Genomic DNA, 16593 nt, shown 5'->3' on the forward strand with positions numbered 1-16593 from the left:
GGATGAGCCTTTACTACGAACCGGCAAAGGAGGGAAGAACAAAAATGAAATCGAAGGCGCAGCACGTACTGCTTGCCCCTGTTAAAGAGCGGCTTGCGAATTGCGAGGATGTCATCTATCAATCCTTACGTATCCATGGATCGACGTGTACCGTTATCTATATTGAATCCATTGTGGATATCAGCACCCTGCACGAGCATATCGTTAAACCGCTGATTAAGGAAGCCGCGTTGATTCAGCATAATTTTAACGACTTCATTGACCGTATGGATCGTGGAGATATCCTATCGGTTCCTTTTCATCGTTCTTCCTCGGCGGAGTATATTGCCAATATGATTGTCGAAGGCACAGCGGTAGTGGTTGTGGAGCAGTTGGCAGAGGCTTATTTATTCGACATCGCCTTGTATCAGAAACGGGCGGTTTCGGAATCTCAGAATGAGCTGGTGGTGAACGGGCCGCAAGAAGCTTTTATCGAAGACATTGGTACGAATTTATCGCTGCTCCGGCACAAAATCAAGCATACGGATCTCAAAACCGTACGTTATCAGATCGGTGACTATTCCAAAACTGCCGTATATATGGTGTATGTCGACGGCTTATGCAAACCTGAAGTTGTCGCCCAAGTGGACCGGAAGCTGAATAACATATCCATTGACGGCATCTTCGGGATCAGCACCTTGTCCGAGCAAATGAAGGAAGGCGTGAAATCCCCGTTTCCACAGTTCCAATATACCGAGCGACCGGATTCCGTAGCCGCTTCTCTGCTTGAAGGCAGAGTCGGCATCATGCAGGATGGAACACCGTCGGCTCTTATTGTGCCTGTCACTCTATTTTCCCTGCTGCAGTCGTCCGAGGATTATTATCACAGCTTCTTCTCTTCCAGCTGGATCCGGATTATCCGATTCGTGTTCGCCGTCATTTCATTGCTGATGCCTTCTCTATATGTAGCGATCACCACATTTCAGCCATCCATCATACCCACGGATCTGCTGATCACCCTTGCGGCATCACGTGAGAACATCCCATTCACCGCCTTAACCGAAGCGCTGATCATGGAGCTTACCTTCGAAGCCTTGCGGGAAGCCGGAACCCGGATCCCCAAGCCCGTCGGGCAGACCATATCCATCATCGGCGCTATCGTCATTGGGCAAGCAGCAGTAGCAGCCGGTGTTGTATCCAATCCGATGGTCATCGTAGTGTCCATAACCGGCATCGCTTCTTATATCATTCCGCACTTCGAGCTCGGGCTTGCGTTCCGCTTGCTGCGCTTCCCCATACTCATTCTGGGAGGGACACTCGGTCTTATCGGCGTATTTGCTGCTGCCTTCCTTGTGTATGGTCACATGGCTTCCCTGAAGTCTTTTAATACACCTTATCTACAGCCCGTTGCGCCGCTTGTGATATCTGAATGGAAGGATACCTTCCTGAGGGCGCCATCCATGCTGATGAAGAAGCGGCCTAAGACCTATGCGTCATCCAACAATTTAAGGAGAAGAAAGCCATAATGCCTCTACTCAAATTGTTTAACATGTTCAAAATAGTGCTTCCCCTAACGCTGTTGACGGGTTGCGGTTTCACGATGACCAAAGTTGAGATCAATCAGCAAACCTTTGTATTTGCCATGTATGTGGATAAAGGTCAGCAAGACGACACCGTAGAAGTTACGATTAGTGCCCCCCTTCCAAATCGGCTTACATCTGGAAGCCATGCAGGCAAGCAAGGTGGTGGTGAACCGTATGCCATGGTAACCAAGTCCTCCAGCACTGTGCAGGATGCCTTGCACCTGATTCAACGGGATCTTTCAAGGCGTTTGGACTTCAGTCACGCCAAGGTCGTTGTCGTTGGCAAAAGCTACGCGGAGGCGGGATTAGAGGAGCTTACGGACTGGTTACAGCGAGAACCGACAACCATCCTCAGTACTTATTTAATGGTTGCGTCCGGAGATGCAAAAAAAGTCGCGGAGCTGACGCCGGTCTTTGAGCAGATGCCCTCGGAGGTGCTCACCCGTTTTGCGGACCAACACAACATGATCACGACGAACTTAAAGGATTACCTCTATGCCGAATCGGCCAACCAAGGCTATGCCTTGACCTATTTGGCAACAGGCATGAAGCCTATGGTCGCCGATCAGGAGAAACTGAAGCCTTGGACAGGGATTCAAGGCACGGCGCTTTTCCATCATCATAAACTGGTTGCCACACTCCCGATGAAGGAGTCACTTGCTGTCAGTTGGGCAGTAAACGAGGTAAAAGGTCCTATGTATACCGTTTCATGGGATGAAGGTAAGAAGGCAAGCGTGTTTCTCATCACATCAAGCTCTAAGAAGTCTGTTCGTATGGTTTCGGGTCATCCAGTGTTCACGGTAAAGCTAAACGGAACAGGCGATATCGTATACAAACAAAAGCAGAAGCAGTTTGATACCCTTCAGGTGAAAGAGCTCATCGAGCGTGAGCTCAATGAGCAAATCACCGGTCATTTAACAAAGGCTCTTCATACCTCGCAACGAGTAGGAGCAGACATCCTGCAGCTTGGCATGCTGGTGGATTGGAACTATCCGGATCATTGGAAAAGAGTTCATGCCAACTGGCCCGATTATTACAAAAACGAAGTTGAGATCCAGGTTGTTACCGAAATCAAGATTCGAAACTTCGGATCCATACTCAAAATGAATCCGAAATAAGGAGGTTTGCCCATGCTCGCTCTTCTGTTCCTCGTGTATTCCTTGGTGGAATGGTATATCGCGAAGAAAAAGGCAAAAGCACCTCGTGAAAAATGGACGGTTCTCCTTCTGATCCTTGCGTTTACCGTCTGGAATTTATTCGCCTTGTTTTATCACGAGTGGCTGACCCCCAACCAACTGATTATGCTGCTGTTCGGTTGGCTTAATAACATATAACAAAACATTTATCGTTGTACCTTCACAGAGGACTATAATCTATAACGGAAAGGATGTACGAACCCGACATGCGAAATACTCCCTGGCAGCTGTTCCGTTTCGGATTTGTCTATCTTAACGCCATACCTACTGGATTTCTAATCAGTCCCCTATTGTGGAACTCCGCTTATTTAGGATGGGCAGCGATTCTCGGCGGCTATGTGATGAGTTTAATCTTCCTGTGGTTCACTGTAAAGCTCGCGCTGTGGGATCCTCAGAAACCCTGGATCGATTTCGGCAGTAAGCTAGTCAGCAACTGGATTCACATCCCGATCGTCGCTTTGGTTTTCTTCTGGTCGATCAATTACATAGGGATGGATATCGAAAGCTTCACTTTATTCTTCGACACCAATTACATGCGTGAAACTCCTCAATGGTTCGTGCTCCTGATCGTGGGTTTGGTCGTTATGATTACCACCAGATGGGGCATGGAGACGATGATATACATTTCAGATGGGCTTTTTCTCGTCATTGTCATTGCGATCGTGTCCATGAACATGTTTTTCTTCAAGGAGGCCCATTTTGATATGATGATTGCGACGGTCAGGCATCATAATTATGAGTCTGCAGTTAAGGACGCCCTGTTCTGTCTTTCTTTCTTCGCCGAATGGATCATCTTCCTCTTTCTCGCTCCCTATATCCAGTTTAATCGGAAATCGTTTCGAAACCTCGCTGTCGCAGGGATATTGGTGACTATTGGTATATTGCTCCAATGGGCTTCTGCTTTACTGAATTTCGGCCCTTATTTAGGGCGGGAAATGCAATATCCACTTGTTGAATTAATGCGCGCAGCTAGTGGGTTCCTCGCTAATGCCGATCCACTTATCATTGGATTATGGAGCAGTTCGATGTTTTTCCATAGCGCCTTTCTCATCCACGTAAGTGTAAGTTGCCTTGCCAAATTGTTTAACCTGAAGCAAATGGATGGGCCACTAATCGCCATCGTTGGGGGAACCGCTATCGTGATTGCATACCAATATTCGCAAAATCCAATCCGCTTTCTCCAGGACTTCAATTCATTCGAGATGGTGATGTTCTTTATTCTTATAGAGTTAATCCCTGTTTTCTATTGGATTGCCTCCCTGTTCCGCAAACGCAAACACAAACCTAAAGCTAATCATAAACCCGCTTGAAACTTGAAACTGTATGGATATCCTATTGAAAAACAGAAACTGGGAGAGCGGCATTTGCTGCTCTCCCAGTTTTCCGGATTATATGTCACCTTTAGTACCGAGATAAGTATGATAAGCCTCTGGATTTATACTTTTTGATCTCGTCAAAAAACCAACATTTTATGTAAGCGCTTCCTACAAAAAGGTTCTTTTATTGTAAGCAATTGGCATATTATATAGTACAGTAGACCAGCTGGCAAGGGTGGCAGCAGGAGGTGATAGGCATGGGCGTGAATGAAGCTTTGGCTTTAATGATATCGTTCGCCACTCTGGTCGTCTCGATCCTTGCCTTCCATAATAAGAAATAGACCCGTCCCTTGTACAGATGAATCTATTTCTTACGTCTGGTTGCAAGCAAATATCCACCTTGCAGGTGATGATCTGCTGTGTGAGGAGTCGGCGGCAACCGGCTCCTTTTAATACACAAAAATATCCTATTCTGATTTTCACGGAATTATGACTCGGCGGCGCCCGAATTAAGTATTTAGGATTGGCTTTACCTCCGCTATAATTTTCTCGATCTGTTTGGAGCATTCTTCATACATTTTCTTGGCCTTCTTACTCTTTGTGCTGAGGCTGAATAACTCCAAGTCCGCCTGACATTTCTTTAAATTCGCATAGAGCAGTTTCCGCTCCTCATTTTTGGGAACCTGAATCTGATCATCATATAAATCGATGGTTAGTTGTCCATAAGCATCAACTTGGGCAAGAAATACGTCCTTGATCTTGGCGCCCTGCTTGTCCAGTTCTTCCACCAGCCATCCCTGATTGAAACCTGCGACGCGCAGCGGTTCATCCATGACTTTACCATCCATGACCACAACCTGTGCAACTTTTTCCGGCGCTACCTGGATACCAAGATCTTTAGGGGTTAAAGGCAGATTCTCACGTGTCTGCAGAATATTAATCTCCCCGCTTGACTCCATGATGGCAAATTCCACGTCAGCGACCTGAAACACGTCTTTTTTCCGCAGCTGCTCCATTAACTCATCGGTAGTCAGTCTTTCTTTCTTTAAATTGCCTTCTAATATCTTCCCATCTTTAATGAGTACGGTCGCCTTAAAATCGATAAAGTCCCTGGCCTTCTTGCTCTTGAGTTGCAGGAATTCAATAAGTAATGAACAGCCTACCCATACGCCCAGCCCAATTAATCCCAAATACCAGTTCGCCTCAAGATCCAAGGAGATATAGGCGGCCAAGCTGCCGATCGTAATCCCCGTTAAATATTCAAAAAAAGAAAGCTGCGATACCTGTCGCTTTCCCAGCACTTTCGTCATCAGAAACAACACAACCACAGCACATAAGGTTCTAAGTACAATTTCCAACCATTGGGCCACAATAAAGCCTCCTCATTTGATGTCTCGACTTAATAATCACTCTATAGATTATTGTCAAATATCCTTCCAGAAATCACGCCATTATTTCCCAGGCTATACTTCATGCATGTTCTTCTGCAAAATGCGTACATTATTACGCATGAAAGGAGTGATAAAAACCAATGACCGTAGCATCCGATGTCAAAACATGTCTTTCATCCTTAAAAAGCGCTCAGGCCAGCCTTGAGCAATTTGCACTGTCCACGCAAGATCAAAATGCCAAGGATTTGTTCACAGCTGCAGCATCACAAACACAGCAAGTCGTGGACCAAGTGGCCCAGCGGGTTCAACAGCTTGAACAGGAAGAGCCTCAGTATAAAGGTTTCTAACCATTTTTTTGTTAGCTCCATCGCGTGTAAGCCCATGCATACCTCCTATCTTCCCCTGATAGGAGGTACTTTAATTGTGTTATTTATTATTGAGTTATCCTCCCCATCAGGGTAAAGTGTTAATAATGGAGACTGAATACAAAGGGGTAGATTCTATGAAGAATGGTACATGTTCTATCGATGTCATCACGTTCGGTGAATCGATGGGATTATTATATCCGGAAGGCACACGGGGCATAGGTCAAGGAGGAAACATGGCACAATCCTTCGGTGGTGCCGAAAGCAATCTCGCCATCGGATTAGCCAGGCTTGGCTGCAGCAGCGGATGGTTCGGTCAACTTGGCAACGATCCGATCGGAACCGGTATTTTGAAAACGCTTCGAGGCGAAGGTGTCGACATTTCCGCCGCCAGACAAACGGATGTTGCACCGACCGGTCTTATGCTGCGACAGAATGTTCGCGGCCAATCCTCCGTCTATTACTACCGTAAAGGCTCTGCCGCCAGCCAAATGACGCCGGACCATGTAGACTCCGAATACATAGCCAATGCCCGCATCCTTCATTTTACCGGCATCACCGCAGCTTTAAGCAGCAGCTGCCTGGAGACAATACGGCATGTCATTTCCGTATGCAAAGCGCATGGCGTCCTGATCAGCTTTGACCCTAACCTCAGGCTCAAGCTATGGAATATCGAGGAAGCACGTCCTGTACTGCTGGAGCTTGCGGAAGTCTGTGATTATTTTCTTCCAGGCTATGATGAATGCAAGCTGCTGTTCGAAACAGAGGACGAGCAGGTAATCCTGGATCGTCTGCGACAGCTTCCCGCAATGTCAATTATCAAAAGTTTCAATGGGAGCAATGTCATTGTCCACAAGAACCACACCTATTCCCTTCCCTTTGAGCAGGTGGATCAAGTGGTGGATACCGTGGGAGCAGGCGACGGCTTCTGTGCCGGTTTCCTTGCTGGTATTGCCAAAGGCTGGACACCCGAAGAAGCTCTTTCACTGGGCGGTTTAACCGGTTCACTGGTGATCCAAGCGCCCGGTGATTGGGAAGCACTTCCGACGTGGGAAGAAGTAGAGCAGCGGCGCGGGAATGCTGCTCATATCGAACGTTAACTCCTGTTCTTTAAACGAGCCATCTTTCTAATCCATTCATAGACGAGAAGGAGTGTGTTTACATGAAAAAACTAAGACTAATCGAACAAATTCATCATGCAGGTGTCGTTGCTGTCCTTCGCGGGGATTCCCCTGAAGAGGTTGTCGAGATTGCCAAACGTGCGATTGAAGGCGGTATCAAGGTAATCGAAGTAACCATGACTGTACCGTTTGCTACCGAAGCCATTACAACGCTGGCCAAAATGTACTCCTCCAAAGATCCGCAAGCGGATAATTATGCCATTATCGGCGCAGGCACGGTTCTGGATGCCGAAACAGCCAGAATCACCATTCTTGCCGGCGCCGAATTTGTGGTCTCGCCCGGCTTCGACCGCGATACCATTCTCCTCAGTAATCGTTACCGCGTCCCGGTGATGCCGGGTGCCGTAACCGTTCATGATATCGTCGCCGCTCTTGAACTTGGCGTCGATGTCGTTAAGCTCTTCCCGGGGAATTTGTACTCCCCATCCGTCATTCCATCCCTGAAGGGTCCTCTCCCGCAAGCCAACATCATGCCAACCGGGGGCGTAAATTTGGACAATCTGCATGAATGGATCAAGGCCGGCGCGTTTGCGGTCGGGATCGGATCGGATCTGACCAAGGACGCGCTAAAGAATGGAGACTTCAGTCTGATTACAGAAAAGGCACGCGCATATATCAACGCGTTTAAAGAAGCTCATGCCCAAAGATAAAAAATGATGTACTGATTTTGTAATACATTTTTTGCTAAATATTGTTATTTTCATAAACAGACAAGCCTATCAAGAGTCGACTTGATAGGCTTGTCTGTTTATTTAATCCGTCTCTTTTTGAACCAACGCTTCTGCGTAAGCATTCCCGTCGTAAACCCGCCTGCTACTATTGTCAAAACGGAATACATGAAGGTACTTCCCGACAGCAGGATGCCTCCGAAACCGATGATAACGACATCCATCAGCAAAATAATGACGCCTACATTTAACGGCAAATATTTTGCCAGGAAATGCGCCAACAGGTCCGTTCCGCCCGTGCTTGCATTGTTTCTAAGCATAAATCCAAGGCCGGCTCCGATCAAAGCCCCGCCCAGGGGCGCGCTTAGGATGACATTCGGGGCAAAAAATCGCAAAAAACCCGGTTGCAGCGGTGAAAGCAAATCGATGATAAATGAAGATATCAGCATGCCTGACAGACTATTGTAAAAGATTTCGCGATTTAATATCCAGGCTGCGATAAACATGGGAATGCTGCACAAAATGATGACGAATCCAATATGTAGATCAAACACATAGTTAGCAATCAGAGCTATGCCGATAACTCCACCGTCCAAAACTTTATGCGGGACAAGAAAAAAATTGGTCCCCATCGCGATCAGAAAACTGCCGATCACGATAATGACATGTTTTCGAAATGACACCATTTCCCCATCTCCATTTATAAGGGCATGTCTTATTTATATGCTTGTCATTTCGAAAAATTGCGAACTTGCTGTCCCGCATTTGAAAAAAATTCCACCGTGTTCAATTCGGATGCTTTTCGCTTTTAATCTTTTACATAAATTAAACGCTCGGTCCGTGCCATCACCTTGGTCTTCATATATGGATAATTCTCATAACAATAATCCACAAAATACCCTGGCTTCTCTCCATTCCAAGGGAAAATATCGTAGTGCATCGGAATGGTCAGATCGAATCTCGATACTGCGGCAAGCTCTGCGGCCTCCCGGAAGCCCATATTTCCAACGATCCCATCATTCCGGCGGAAGGCATCTCCCCCGTTGATCGGCACCATCCCGATATCAATCGAATATGCCTGTAATCTTTCAACCAGACCAGGATAAACGACGGTATCTCCTGCATGGTAAATCAACACGCCCTGGATATCCACCAGATATCCGACATATCGGTGTCCAAACTGTTCATGCTCATCCAAGGTTTCATGGGCAGCCGGAATCGCCATCAGACGGAAGCCCTCAAACTGCTGCCATTGATCGCACACCGCCGCGAACAAGCGCGCCGGTGCGACGCCAGCCTCTCTCATCGCTTCATGACAGCAAGCTGGTGCAACAAAGGCTGTCTCCGGATTCTGTTTGGCTATGACCGCAATCGTTCCCAGATCCATATGATCGTCATGCTCATGGGTGATTAGTACCATGTTCGCATTCGTGATATGCTCCGGCTTCAGCGGTGCAGGGAATGCACGCTTAAATCCCGCCTTGCGTTCCAGATCCTCTGACATATAAGGGTCGATGTAAATGACAACCTCCCCGCCTTTAAGGACAACGCTCTCCTGCCCCAGAAACCATACCGCTGCCATCCCTTCGGCTGTGGACGTCCGGTTGATTTCTTCGATAAGCAACTCGGGACCTCGACCCTTACTGTTCTGTTCCATCATCTCTATTATCTCTCCTTTCATTTTCTATCACGACTAGATTATAACATGCAGTCATTTGTAGAAATGGCCCAACCCACAAAGAAAAAAACGAGTCCAGAGTAAGCAAAAATGCCCACCCCAAACTCGTTTTGTCTCATCTATATGAATCCTAATTACGTTCAAGCGGCTTCTTCCATAGACCTAGCAGCATGCCTGATATTACCGCGCCAATAAGAACGGCCAGCAAGAACAGAAGCGCATGGTTCGCCAGTGCGGCAACAAAGATCCCCCCATGAGGAGCAGGGACGTTAATGCTCCACAGCTGCGTCAACCCGCCGGCAACTGCCGAGCCGAGGATACAGGATGTCAGCACACGCAGCGGATCGGCTGCGGCAAACGGGATCGCGCCCTCCGTTATGAAGGAAAGGCCCATCACGTAGTTGGTCACGCCGGACTTTCGTTCCTGCTCCGTAAACTTATGCTTGAAGAACGTCGTTGCCAGCGCAATGGCGAGCGGAGGAACCATCCCGCCAGCCATAACCGCAGCCATCATGGCACCGTTCGTGTTGCCGCTGGATGTAAATACGCCGATCGCAAATGCATAAGCCGCTTTATTAAAGGGACCGCCCATGTCAATTGACATCATTCCACCCAGAATAAGACCGAGAATCACGGCGTTGCCGGTACCCAGATTGTTCAGAATATCAATCAGACCGAGATTGATCCAGCTGAAGAACGGATCAAACAGGTAGAACATGATTGTTCCGGTGACAAGGAGGCCGACAACCGGGTACAGCAGAATCGGCTTTAAGCCGTCAAGCGCTTTTGGCAGTCCGGCAAATGCTTTGCGCAGTAGGATCACCACATACCCCGCCAAGAAACCTGCCGCAAGTCCGCCTAGGAATCCCGAATTGGAATTGAGGGCCATCAGGCCTCCGACCATGCCGGGCATCAATGCCGGACGATCACCTATACTCAGTGCAATGAATCCCGCCAGAACCGGAATTAGGAAGTGGAAGGCGCCGTCTCCCCCACCAATCGTCTGCAGCAGCTGAAAGAGGGGATGATGTTCACCTGCAAGCTGCTCGATCAGGAAGGAGACAGCCAGAAGAATGCCGCCTCCCACGACGAATGGCAGCATATGCGAAATACCATTCATCAGGTCCTTATACACTTTAGTGCCAATACTGCCCTTCTCTTTCGCCTGCGACTCACCGCCGCCTTCGCTCCGGTAGATCGGCGCATGGCCGCTCATCGCCTTGCGAATCAGCTCCTCCGATTTGCGGATACCGTCGCTGACAGGTCGCTGGAGCACGGGCTTTCCGTTAAAGCGGGCCATTTCCACGTTTTTGTCGGCCGCAATGATGACGCCTGCAGCCCTGCGGATTTCCTCTTCCGTCAACACGTTTTGCGCACCTTCCGAGCCATTGGTCTCCACCCGAATTTCGACGCCCATTTCCTGGGCTTTCTTCTTCAGGGCATCTTCAGCCATAAATGTATGGGCAATACCGGTTGGGCACGCCGTTACGGCAACAACAAAATCTTCCGAGGTTCCGGCAGGGCCCTTCATAGGGTCAGATTGGGAAGTCATATCGGATTCCTGATGCTTCTCGGCTTCCTTTTGTGCCGCTTCCCTCTCAGCTTTGGCGGCTTCTTCTACCGCCTGTTTCGAATCGAATAAAGCCGTCACTTCCCCGGGCGTGTTCGTATTCATCAATTGACCGATGAATTCCGCATCGATCAGCAGCCGTGATAGTGCTGCAAGTGTGCGGAGATGGGTATTCCCGGCTCCTTCCGGAGCAGCGATCATAAAAAACACATACGCCGCCTCTCCGTCCAGCGCTTCGAAATCCACGCCCTGTCTGCTCTTGGCAAACACAACGGTTGGTTCATTAACCGCTTTCGTCTTTGCGTGCGGTATCGCGATGCCGCCCCCGATCCCCGTACTGGATTCGGCTTCACGCTTCAGAATCATCTCTTTGAACAAGACCGGATCGTTGATCCGTCTGCTTGCTGCCAGGCTTGCGATCAATTCATCAATGGCTGCCTCCTTCGTGACCGCCTTCAGGTCCATGATCATCGTTTCTTGTATCATTAAATCCGTAATTTTCATGCTGGTTCACACTCCCTTGAAATCATCGTGATGACTACCACGCCATAACCGCGTCATAACCGCCGGATTCGTAGTAAAGCAGCTTACCATTCCGTGATCCTAACCTGCGGAAGAAGTCGATCAATCGTTTCCCGCACAGCCAAATCGTCCGAGAACGCCGTCGCGCTTCCCGAGGCGACCCCTGTCCGGAATGCCTCGATCGGATCCTTGCCCATCGCAAGCGTACCGACGAATCCGGCAATCATCGAATCGCCGGCCCCAACAGAATTACGGACTGTACCTGACGGTACGTTGGCATGATATACCCGATCAGTCGTGATAAACAGCGCCCCTTCGCCTGCCATGGAGATAAGGACATGCTGCGCTCCTTCCTCAAGCAGCTTTCGGCCATACTCCACAAGCTTCTCGCTTGAGTCGATAACAACGCCGAATAACTCGGCCAGTTCGTGATGATTCGGCTTCACGAGGAGCGGCTTCCAAGCCAAAGCCTTCATCAGCGCCTCGCCGGTGGTGTCCATCACGAATTCGGCGCCGCTCTTCCGGCACGCTTCGATAAGACGGCCATAGAAGTCAGGACCCAGCGAAGGCGGAACGCTGCCGGACAACACAACGATATCCCCTGCTTGAAGCTGTGACAGCTTATGAAGCAGCTCCTTTGTCTCTTCCTCATGGATGATAGGACCCAGACCGTTGATCTCGGTCTCGTCGCCATGCTTAAGTTTGACGTTGATGCGAGTATCGTCCGCGATATTTACGAAATCAGTCCGAATTCCTTCCTTGCCCAGCATCTCGTCTATATAACAGCCGGTGAATCCGCCCAGGAAACCGATGGCCGTATTATCAGCTCCAAGCTGGTTCAGCACCCGCGATACATTAATTCCTTTCCCCCCCGGAAACTTCATGTCCCGGCTCATTCTGTTCAATCCGCCAAGCTCGATATGCTCAACTTCCACGATGTAATCAATGGAAGGATTCAGTGTTACCGTATATATCATCATGATCCCTCAATTATTTTGGTTTTCTGTGAAATGGCCTTCTTCCATGATTCCGGCAAGGGCTCTGTAATTAGCGTCGCTTCGTTCAGGTCCAGCAATTTAGCGAAGGAAACCTCACCTATTTTGCTGGAATCCGCAAGGACATAACTGGAGGCGGACAGCTGATGGGCTCGCCGCTTAATCAAAGCTTCTTCCGGATCGGGCGTGGTGTAGCCCATCTCTACATCCACACCGTTCGTGCCCAAAAAGCAGCGGTCAAAACGGAAGTTGTCCATATTTTGCAGCGCAATGCTTCCGATGACAGCTTTGGTATGAATTTTCATCATGCCGCCAAGTAGATAGCTTTTGATTCTCTTGCTTACCAGCGCTTCGATGTGGGATAAACCGTTTGTAACAACCGTGACGTCCTTCGCGTCGATGAACGGTATCATCGCCAGCGTGGTCGTTCCCGCATCAAGGTAAATGCTTTCTCCATCCTCTACCTGTGCGGCCGCTAAACGAGCAACGACATTTTTTTGCTGAATGTTTTTGAACGTTTTTTCCTCGATTCCAGGTTCCTGTATCTTAGGGCTCGGCAGAGCCGCTCCGCCATGAATGCGCTTTAATAATTGACGTTCTTCAAGGTCGATCAAGTCACGCCTTACTGTTGATTCCGAAGCTTCAAGGAGTTCAACCAATTCCTGCAACTTCACGACGCCGCGTTCTTGCAAGCGCTCTAGAATGATTCGGTATCTTTCTTCCGTCAGCATAATGAATCCCCCCTCATTGCATATAGTACCATAACTATCTCGAAAAACAATCTAAAACTTTCAAAAACATTCATAATCATTCAGGGAATCCGAGAATCATTTACCATATCGGATCATTTCCATTCGCCATTTTTTGCTTGTTCATGACAGTTTACCCATTATCAAGCCGGCAAGTGTCAAAACATCGCATAAACGTTTGTAACCTGCAGCCTCTACACTATATACTGGTAAATAGGAAACTCTCACAGTATAGAAGAGGTGACATGAATGGACCAATTGAAAGAAGCCTATGAGCGAATGGGTCTGCCGGAGGATGCAACCAAGGAACAGCTCGACGACCGGTATACGCTGCTCATGCGCCAAACCCGCTCACATCAAAGGCGGGAGCCGGACCGGACGGAGGAGTTCGAAGCCGAGTTTGCCGAAATCACCAAAGCCTATAAATTCATCCTTGAAGAAGAAAACCGTAAAGCTTTGGAAGAGATGAATCAGAAACGGTACGGCAAATATAAAAGGTTTGCCGGGACAGCGGAGAAAACCGATCATTTCTTCCGTTATTATAAATTTCATGTGCTCGGCGGTATTGCTCTAGTCGGCGTACTCATTTATATCGTGATCAGCATTTTCAACCATCAGGCCGAGAAAGAACGGTTAGCCAATCTGCCCCCGGTTGATCTGGAAGTCATGTTCCTCGGATCTTATATGAATCAGGATGGAGGACAGGACCTCAAACCGATCGAAGACGCAATTCTGGCGCAATTTCCCGATTGGAAACGCGTAACCGTTAACATTAACTATGTACCGCCTCTGGATTCCAACAATCCGCAGGATGCAGCCATGCTGCAAAAGGCACTGCTTGTACTGTCCACCGAGCGCCCGGACCTGTACATTATGGATCAGACTGCCTTTGATTGGGTGGGCAATCAAGGGATGGTACGTCCGCTCGAAGCAGAGGTTGAAGGCGAGCTAAAGGAACTGCTCACGCCGGAGATGCTGATAAAGGGGAAAAATGAGGAAGACGGTTCGGAGCATGTGTATGCCGTTGATATTATGGGCAGCCCGCTTGGCGAAGAACTACCTGTCCTTAAGAAAGAAATGTTTGCGGGCATTCGTGAAGGCACGGAACGTGAAGCAAATGCATTGCGCTTCATTAAGCAATATTTGGAGACGTCCAAGCAACAATAGATGCTCCCATCCGATATGAACAACAAAAACAGCCTCGCTGCTTAGCCTTATGGCCAAACAGCCGAGGCTGTTTTTATGCGCATTATGGATTAACGATCGAGCTCAAGGATGTAAAGGCATGCGTGGCAAATCCTTCGGAAGGTTCACGGTGAGGGTTATTGACGCGGAAAATATAGCCCTGTCCGCCAATCTCATCCACAATGTACATCTGGGTTAGGCTCTCACCTTCGCCTATCATATACACGGACGCATCCTCCATGCCCTTATGCTTCTCATTGTTGCCAGCCTCACGAACTTTACCTGCCTCGGCAAGCTCTTTCTCCGCTTCCCGCTTGAGTTCATCCTCGTTATAATCCGAAGGCAGCTTCGTTATCTCGACATAATAATCTGGATCCACATTCATGGTCAGTTTGTTGGTCTTTGCATCAAAGGAAAAGATATCAAATATATACAGCGCGTAGCCATCACCCTTGGCCAGCTTAGCTGTTTTGGTCTCTTTCATGCCCTCCAGCTCAAGTTCAAAATCCTGGGTTGCTGGCAGCTGCGCGTTCTCTGAACCCGTGCCCCCGCCCCCGCCTCCCTCTACCACCGTCAGCTTGGTGAGGATCAGTTGTTTCAATTCCTCTTCGCCCTCAATGGGCTGCTCCCAATACTCATACGAGACGGACTCATCTCCCTGAAGCTTGGATATCACTTGGTCAATACCAACGCCCAGACGGAACGCGGAAGGGCCATCTGCTGTTTCAATTTCAACGGAATTGTTATCAATTTGACCTACATAGGTACCAGTTCCCTGCTTAATCTCGTACTTCGGCTCTTCGACGGGTTCAACCGGTTCCTTGGCATTATCCTCTATTGGATTCGGATTAGTCGACGGCTGAGAAGTTGGGTCTTCACCTCCGCATGCCGTTATCGCCATCAGCAGCATTGCAGCGGTCGTTAATGCGATCATTTTGCTCAAATGCCTTCGCTTAGCCATAAAACCACCTCCATCATGATTAACGGGAAACTTATGGAATATGTTGCACAATCATCGCCTTTTTGGCGTATGCTCACAGTACCCGCCCCAAAACGACAAGAGCATTCCCTTTTCCCATCAAACAAGGTATTCTAGTAATACAAGATTCAATTAGTTGATAAAGGGAGATGTTCATGTCTGGTAAAATTAGAATTTTTGCTGACAGTACTTGCGACTTACCACCTTCATGGATAGAAGAATATAATATCGGCATCGTTCCGCTTTACGTCGTATTCGGAGAACAATCCTTGCGCGACGGAGTCGACATTACGCCGGAACAGCTATACGCCAAAGTCGACCAGATCGGCAGCCTGCCCAAAACAGCGGCACCTTCTCCGTCTGACTTCATTGCGGCCTTCACGCCTTCCATTGAACAAGGCGAGGATATCCTGTTCCTCAGCATTTCTTCAGAGCTTTCTTCCACCTACCAAAATGCGTTGATCGCCGCAGGTGAGCTGCCCGAGGGCCGGGTTGCCGTGTTTGATTCACGCAATCTTTCCTCCGGCATCGGACTGCTTGTCATGAAGGCTGTTCACGCGGCCAATGAAGGTTTATCCATACCGCAAATTGTGGAGCTATTAAGCCGTACCGTAAATGAAGTGGAGTGCGAATTCGTTGTCGATACGCTGGATTACTTGTATAAAGGCGGACGCTGTTCCGGTATGCAAAACATCATCGGCAGCCTGCTGAAAATCCGCCCTGTTATCAAAGTCGTGGACGGCGGCATGATCCCCGCTTACAAGGTACGCGGCAAAAAAGAGAAGGCACTGGAGCAGATGATCCATAATGCGCTGGCTCAAGTGGACAAAATGGACAATGATCTGATTGTTGTTGTACATACCATGGCCGAAGAGGAAGCCCGCTTCCTGCAGAAGCAGCTGCAGGAGAAAACAGGCGCACGGCAGGTTAGCATTTCTACGGCGGGTTGCGTCATTTGCAGCCACTGCGGTCCTCAAACCGTCGGTCTCATGTATACCAAGAAGCCTTCATAATATTTATCATCCGTAAAAAGACAGTCCTGCTTTATAACGCTCTGCTGCAGGACTGTTTTTTCTGTACTCAGGCCTGCCTATCGGGCACTTAGTGCCTTATAAACGGGCTGCCTATTGGCTAAACATGCCATCCTAGACTAAAGTCTAGGTGAAACATTCCCCGAAGGACCGAGGACATCCCCGTCCATAACATGGTATTCTTGGATTAATCAATCTACAAAAG

Annotated in this window: 17 protein-coding genes; 10 read left to right on the plus strand and 7 right to left on the minus strand. The window is 48.6% G+C overall.

All coding sequences use genetic code 11. The annotated features are described in order from the left end of the window. Positions 1 to 44 precede the first annotated feature (44 nt). From AB4124_RS02930 to AB4124_RS02950, 5 genes are all read left to right on the plus strand, one after another. Positions 45 to 1505 (plus strand): spore germination protein, encoded by a 1461-nt coding sequence (locus AB4124_RS02930; RefSeq protein WP_441971061.1) that lies wholly within the window; start codon positions 45 to 47, stop codon positions 1503 to 1505. Next, a complete protein-coding gene (locus AB4124_RS02935; RefSeq protein WP_441971063.1) occupies positions 1505 to 2680 on the plus strand; it encodes a Ger(x)C family spore germination protein in 1176 nt (391 codons plus the stop codon). Before AB4124_RS02930 ends, AB4124_RS02935 begins: the two co-directional genes overlap by 1 nt. A 12-nt stretch (positions 2681 to 2692) precedes the next feature. Further along, positions 2693 to 2896 carry a hypothetical protein gene (locus tag AB4124_RS02940; protein WP_339267408.1) on the plus strand — a complete coding sequence of 68 codons (204 nt, stop codon included), beginning with the start codon at positions 2693 to 2695 and terminating at the stop codon, positions 2894 to 2896. A 68-nt stretch (positions 2897 to 2964) separates the two neighbouring features. Next, positions 2965 to 4068, plus strand: coding sequence for a GerAB/ArcD/ProY family transporter (locus tag AB4124_RS02945; protein WP_441971065.1), 1104 nt, complete (start codon positions 2965 to 2967; stop codon positions 4066 to 4068). A 263-nt stretch (positions 4069 to 4331) separates the two neighbouring features. Then, positions 4332 to 4415 carry a putative holin-like toxin gene (locus AB4124_RS02950; RefSeq protein WP_223260591.1) on the plus strand — a complete coding sequence of 28 codons (84 nt, stop codon included), beginning with the start codon at positions 4332 to 4334 and terminating at the stop codon, positions 4413 to 4415. 168 nt (positions 4416 to 4583) lie between these two features. Here the strand turns inward: AB4124_RS02950 and AB4124_RS02955 are convergent, their stop codons facing one another. Next, positions 4584 to 5444, minus strand: a complete 861-nt coding sequence (locus AB4124_RS02955) for a DUF421 domain-containing protein (RefSeq protein ID WP_441971067.1) — start codon at positions 5442 to 5444, stop codon at positions 4584 to 4586. Between the two features lie 161 nt (positions 5445 to 5605). Here AB4124_RS02955 and AB4124_RS02960 point away from each other — a divergent pair, with 161 nt between their 5' ends. From AB4124_RS02960 to AB4124_RS02970, 3 genes are all read left to right on the plus strand, one after another. Further along, positions 5606 to 5812 (plus strand): DUF1657 domain-containing protein, encoded by a 207-nt coding sequence (locus AB4124_RS02960; RefSeq protein WP_076324431.1) that lies wholly within the window; start codon positions 5606 to 5608, stop codon positions 5810 to 5812. Between the two features lie 155 nt (positions 5813 to 5967). Next, positions 5968 to 6930 carry a sugar kinase gene (locus tag AB4124_RS02965; protein ID WP_441971069.1) on the plus strand — a complete coding sequence of 321 codons (963 nt, stop codon included), beginning with the start codon at positions 5968 to 5970 and terminating at the stop codon, positions 6928 to 6930. Positions 6931 to 6992: 62 nt separating this feature from the next. Further along, complete coding sequence (locus AB4124_RS02970; RefSeq protein WP_076324432.1) at positions 6993 to 7661, plus strand: bifunctional 2-keto-4-hydroxyglutarate aldolase/2-keto-3-deoxy-6-phosphogluconate aldolase; 669 nt, start codon at positions 6993 to 6995, stop codon at positions 7659 to 7661. 98 nt (positions 7662 to 7759) lie between these two features. Here AB4124_RS02970 and AB4124_RS02975 read toward each other — a convergent pair whose 3' ends face one another. The 5 genes from AB4124_RS02975 to AB4124_RS02995 all read right to left on the minus strand — a co-directional run bounded on the left by AB4124_RS02975 (position 7760) and on the right by AB4124_RS02995 (position 13175). After that, on the minus strand, positions 7760 to 8365 hold the full coding sequence (locus AB4124_RS02975) for a YitT family protein (RefSeq protein ID WP_076324433.1): 606 nt from the start codon (positions 8363 to 8365) through the stop codon (positions 7760 to 7762). A 122-nt stretch (positions 8366 to 8487) separates the two neighbouring features. Beyond that, positions 8488 to 9339 (minus strand): MBL fold metallo-hydrolase, encoded by an 852-nt coding sequence (locus AB4124_RS02980; RefSeq protein ID WP_441971071.1) that lies wholly within the window; start codon positions 9337 to 9339, stop codon positions 8488 to 8490. A gap of 148 nt (positions 9340 to 9487) precedes the next feature. Next, positions 9488 to 11431, minus strand: a complete 1944-nt coding sequence (locus tag AB4124_RS02985) for a PTS fructose transporter subunit IIABC (RefSeq protein WP_441971073.1) — start codon at positions 11429 to 11431, stop codon at positions 9488 to 9490. An 83-nt stretch (positions 11432 to 11514) separates the two neighbouring features. Beyond that, on the minus strand, positions 11515 to 12426 hold the full coding sequence (gene pfkB, locus AB4124_RS02990; protein ID WP_430129682.1) for a 1-phosphofructokinase: 912 nt from the start codon (positions 12424 to 12426) through the stop codon (positions 11515 to 11517). Beyond that, positions 12426 to 13175, minus strand: a complete 750-nt coding sequence (locus AB4124_RS02995; protein ID WP_076324436.1) for a DeoR/GlpR family DNA-binding transcription regulator — start codon at positions 13173 to 13175, stop codon at positions 12426 to 12428. Before AB4124_RS02995 ends, pfkB begins: the two co-directional genes overlap by 1 nt. 267 nt (positions 13176 to 13442) lie before the next feature. Here AB4124_RS02995 and AB4124_RS03000 point away from each other — a divergent pair, with 267 nt between their 5' ends. After that, complete coding sequence (locus AB4124_RS03000; protein WP_441971075.1) at positions 13443 to 14360, plus strand: J domain-containing protein; 918 nt, start codon at positions 13443 to 13445, stop codon at positions 14358 to 14360. Between the two features lie 82 nt (positions 14361 to 14442). On the opposite strand, the gene AB4124_RS03005 is transcribed toward AB4124_RS03000, so the two are convergent. Next, positions 14443 to 15339 carry a hypothetical protein gene (locus AB4124_RS03005; RefSeq protein WP_441971077.1) on the minus strand — a complete coding sequence of 299 codons (897 nt, stop codon included), beginning with the start codon at positions 15337 to 15339 and terminating at the stop codon, positions 14443 to 14445. A 173-nt stretch (positions 15340 to 15512) separates the two neighbouring features. Between AB4124_RS03005 and AB4124_RS03010 the strand changes: the two genes are divergently transcribed. Then, positions 15513 to 16370 carry a DegV family protein gene (locus AB4124_RS03010; RefSeq protein WP_441971079.1) on the plus strand — a complete coding sequence of 286 codons (858 nt, stop codon included), beginning with the start codon at positions 15513 to 15515 and terminating at the stop codon, positions 16368 to 16370. The last annotated feature ends 223 nt before the right edge of the window (positions 16371 to 16593 follow it).

The sequence above is a fragment of the Paenibacillus sp. 2KB_20 genome (assembly GCF_052115765.1).
Taxonomy (GTDB): Bacteria; Bacillota; Bacilli; order Paenibacillales; family Paenibacillaceae; genus Paenibacillus_AQ.